The following is a 3859-nucleotide window of genomic DNA, read 5'->3' as shown; positions in this document are numbered from 1 at the left end:
ATCGTGGCGTGGACGGCGAAACCGCCCTCCGGGCGCGGCCCGGCCCGAAGCGAGCCGCCGAGGTCGCCGACCCGTTCGCGCATCCCCAGCAGCCCCACGCCCGGCACGAAGTCCCGGCCCCGCGTGCCCTCTCCGTCGTCCGCCACCGCGATGTCCACTTCGTCCTCCCGGTACTCGAGCCGGACCGAGGCCGTGGCGGTCCCCGCGTGCCGGGCGATGTTGGTCAGCGACTCCTGGACGATGCGGTACGCGGCCAGGTCCACCGGAGCGGGCAGCGGCCGAGGCTGCCCGCCGACCACCAGCTGAACCGGCAGTCCCGCCTCCCGGACCTCGGCCAGCAGGGCGTCCAGCCGGTCCAGGCCCCGGGGCCGGGGGGCGTCGTCCCGCAGCACCTCCAGGGTGGACCGCAGTTCCCGCATCGCCTCGCCACTGGCCTGCTGGATGGCCAGCAGCGCCTCGGGCACCGGCTCGTTCCGCTTGTGTGCCAGGTGCACCGCCACCCCGGCCTGCACCTTCACGATCGAGATGCAGTGGGTGAGCGAATCGTGGAGTTCACGGGCGATGCGCAGGCGTTCCGCGTCCGCGCGGCGGCGGGCGGTCTCCTCACGGGTGGCCTCGGCGTCCTCGGCCCGCCGTTGCGCCTGGGCCAGGTTGAGCCCGCGCTGCCGGGACAACTCGCCCGCCACGCTCGCCGCGACCAGCCAGCCGACCAGCAGGAACCAGCGCTGGAACACCTCGGGGGGCTGCTCACCGCTCCGGCCGAAGGCCAGATCGCCGCCGAAGCCCGCGGCGAGGGCGGCCAGCACGGCCAGGCCCGCGAGGGGACGGTGCCCCGCTTTCACCGCGGCGTGCAGCGCGAACATCTCCGGCACCGCGGCGACCACTCCGGGGTAGCCGCGGAGCAGGTAGGTGGCGAGGCACAGCGTGGTGACCGCCAGCACCGGCAGGGGTGCCGCACGGCGGAGGACCAGTACGAGTGCCGCGAGCACCAGCAGGGACACACCCAGCAGGTCGAGACCGGTGCGGCCCGGCGGGGCGGTGACGGCACCGACCGGCACCAGCACGGCGAGCCCGGCCGCGAGCGCCAGATCGCGCCCGACTTCCTTGCGCATCCGCCCACAGTAGGCGATCCGCGCGCACGAAGGCGTCGGGCGAGCGTGGTAGTGGCGGCCTGCTTCCCCCGTGGTATCCGCGGGTGCCCTACGACGCGGGCGGTAGCGGTGAAACCCCTCCCCCGCCCGACGACGCGGGGCCGCGGTGGGCGGCATCGTCTTCGACCATCCGAATCCGAAAGAAGGTCGACGTGACAGCAGATCCCGTTCCCCGCCGCCGCTGGCCGTTCCTGCTCCTGCGCGCCACGACGGTCGTGCTCGCCGCGCTGGCACTGGTCCAGACCGCCCTGGCGGGCGGTTTCCTCGCCGGGCACTACGACGCACTGAAGATGCATTCGATGACCGGTATGACGATGGGTGCGCTGGCCGTCGCGCAGGCCGTGGCCGCGGTGTTCCTGTGGCGGGCGGGCGGTCCGCGGGCGGTACTGGTGGGCGGACTCGCGCTGCCGGTGCTGCTGGCCGGGCAGGTCCTGCTCGGCATGACGCGCGTCCTGATCGTGCACGTGCCGGTCGGCGCCCTGCTCGTGGCGGGCATCCTGCGGATGGCCGCCTGGGTGTGGCGCGCTCCGCTGCCCTCCCGCGCGGTGGGAGCACCGGCGTGAAGCGGCGCACTGTCCTGCGGCTCGGCGCGGCCGCGGTGGGCGCCGGGGTGCTCGGTGCGGGCGTGCCGCTGGCGGGCAGCCTGCTCGCCCCGGCCCAGCCCGGCCGGCTGCTCGGCAGCACGGCGCCGCTGCCGCCCCGGTACCGGGTGCCGCTGCCGGTCCCGCAGGTGGCGGCGCCCTCGGCCACCGACGGCACGACCGACTACTACGAGATCACGCAACGGGAAGCGGACCTGCGCATCCTGCCCGGCCTGACCACGCGGGCGTGGACCTACGGCGGCACGTTCCCCGGCCCGACCCTCCGGTCGCGGTCCGGCCGCCGCACCGTGGTCCGCCACCGGAACGCGCTTTCCGAACCGACGGTGGTGCACCTGCACGGCGGGCACACCCCCGCCGAACACGACGGCTACCCCACCGATCTCGTCGCTCCCGGCGGCGCGCCGCGGGACTACGCGTATCCGATGGACCAGCGGGCCGCCACCCTCTGGTACCACGATCACCGCATGGGCCGCACCGGTTCGAGCGTATGGCGCGGGCTGGCGGGCTTCCACCTGGTGACCGACGACGAAGAGGCCGCGCTGCCGCTGCCGCGGGGACGGCGGGACCTGCCGTTGATGATCACCGACCGCTCCTTCGCCGCCGACGGGTCCTTCCAGTACCCCGCCGCGCCGGAGGGCGGTGCCACCGGCGCCTACATGAACGGGGTCCTCGGCGACGTCGTCCTGGTCAACGGGGCGCCCTGGCCGGTGCTGGCCGCGGACCCGGCGCGGTACCGGCTGCGCCTGCTCAACGCCTCCAACGCGCGCCGCTACCGGCTGGAACTCGACCCGCCGCCGCCCGGCGGGGGCGCACTGGTCCAGATCGGCAGCGACGGTGGCCTGCTGAGCAGGCCGCTGGCCCACGACGCGCTGGAAATCGCGCCCGGGGAACGGTTCGACGTCGTCGTCGACTTTTCGCGGTACCGCCCCGGGACGAGCGTGCGGCTGGTGAACCGCCTCGATTCCGGCCCCGCCGGGGAGGTGATGCGCTTCGACGTCACCGGCACCGATCGCACCGACGACTCGGCGGTGCCCGCGCGGCTGGCCGCCGGGGGCGGGGAACCGGATCCCCGCGACGCCGTGGCCACCCGCACCTTCCTGTTCCGGCAGGGCACCGACGGCCAGTGGACCGTCAACGACCTCGCCTACCAGCCGGGGCGCGCCCTGGCCCGGCCCGCCCTGGGCAAGGTCGAGATCTGGCGGTTCGTGACGGACTTCCACCACCCCGTGCACGTCCACCTGAACGCCTTCCGGGTGCTTTCCCGCAACACGGGCGGGCCCGGTGCCTACGACCAGGGCTGGAAGGACACCGTGGACGTGCGGCCCTCGGAGGCCGTCGAAATCGTCACGCGGTTCACCGACCACGCCGGCACGTTCCTGTTGCACTGCCACAACCTCGAACACGAGGACATGGCCATGATGGCCGACTTCGTCACCGCGTGAGGGTGCGTGCCCGGTGCCTCAGCCGGTGACGCTGGGCGCCCCGGTCTCGATGTGCCCGGCGAAGCGGCGGGACCAGCCGCTGTCGCCGGAGACGGTGACCGTGAAGTCGTACCAGCCGCCGGTGTAGGCGACCGCGTTGAAATAGTCGCTCACCGTCTGCCCGGCGGGCACGCTGTAGGTCCACGGCCCGTCGCCCCGGTAGTTGTCCGAGGTGACGGTGAAGGTCTGCGCCGAACCGGATCCGTTGACGAAATCCAGCCACAGGGCCAGTTTGCCGGTGCTGGCCGTGACCGCGATCCGGGAGCGGGCCTCGGCGTTCTTGGCGGCCCCCGTGGCGTTGCCCCGCAGCCGCCGCAGGAACCGGTTCGGCCCGACCACCGTGAAATCGTAGTTTCCGCCGCCGAAATTGGTGCCGCAGTTGAAGAAGTCGGTGACCGATCCGTTCGCGCCCGAAGACGGGTCATAGGCGGGCACGGTGTACTGCCAGGGGCCGCCGGAGCGGTAGGCGTTGGCGTAGACCGCGAAATGGGCCGCCTTGGTGGCGAGCGGGCTTTCGTTGGTCATCGTGATGTTGAGCTGGATGACCCCGTTCGAGCCGTAGTACCACGACGAGACCGAAGCGTTGGTCTGGCACGGCAGCGCCCTGGCCGGCTTGGTGCCCGCT

At 73.4% G+C, this 3859-nt stretch carries 4 protein-coding genes; 2 read left to right on the top strand and 2 right to left on the bottom strand.

Annotated features, from left to right (window positions below; genetic code table 11):
• A partial coding sequence (locus tag FNH05_RS34150) for a sensor histidine kinase (RefSeq protein ID WP_144592982.1) occupies nt 1-1112 on the bottom strand: 1112 nt, incomplete at its 3' end.
• A gap of 191 nt (nt 1113-1303) precedes the next feature.
• Here FNH05_RS34150 and FNH05_RS34145 point away from each other — a divergent pair.
• The gene (locus FNH05_RS34145; protein WP_144592981.1) at nt 1304-1714 is read left to right on the top strand and encodes a hypothetical protein; all 411 of its coding nucleotides are present in this window, start codon (nt 1304-1306) and stop codon (nt 1712-1714) included.
• Complete coding sequence (locus tag FNH05_RS34140) at nt 1711-3195, top strand: multicopper oxidase family protein (protein ID WP_144592980.1); 1485 nt, start codon at nt 1711-1713, stop codon at nt 3193-3195. Before FNH05_RS34145 ends, FNH05_RS34140 begins: the two co-directional genes overlap by 4 nt.
• An 18-nt stretch (nt 3196-3213) precedes the next feature.
• Here the strand turns inward: FNH05_RS34140 and FNH05_RS34135 are convergent.
• A partial coding sequence (locus FNH05_RS34135; RefSeq protein WP_144592979.1) for a phospholipase domain-containing protein occupies nt 3214-3859 on the bottom strand: 646 nt, incomplete at its 5' end.

The sequence above is a fragment of the Amycolatopsis rhizosphaerae genome, from assembly GCF_007713715.1.
Taxonomy (GTDB): domain Bacteria; phylum Actinomycetota; class Actinomycetes; order Mycobacteriales; family Pseudonocardiaceae; genus Amycolatopsis_E; species Amycolatopsis_E rhizosphaerae.
The sequence above is the reverse complement of the archived record's forward strand: the minus strand, read 5'-3'. Positions and strand labels throughout refer to the sequence as shown.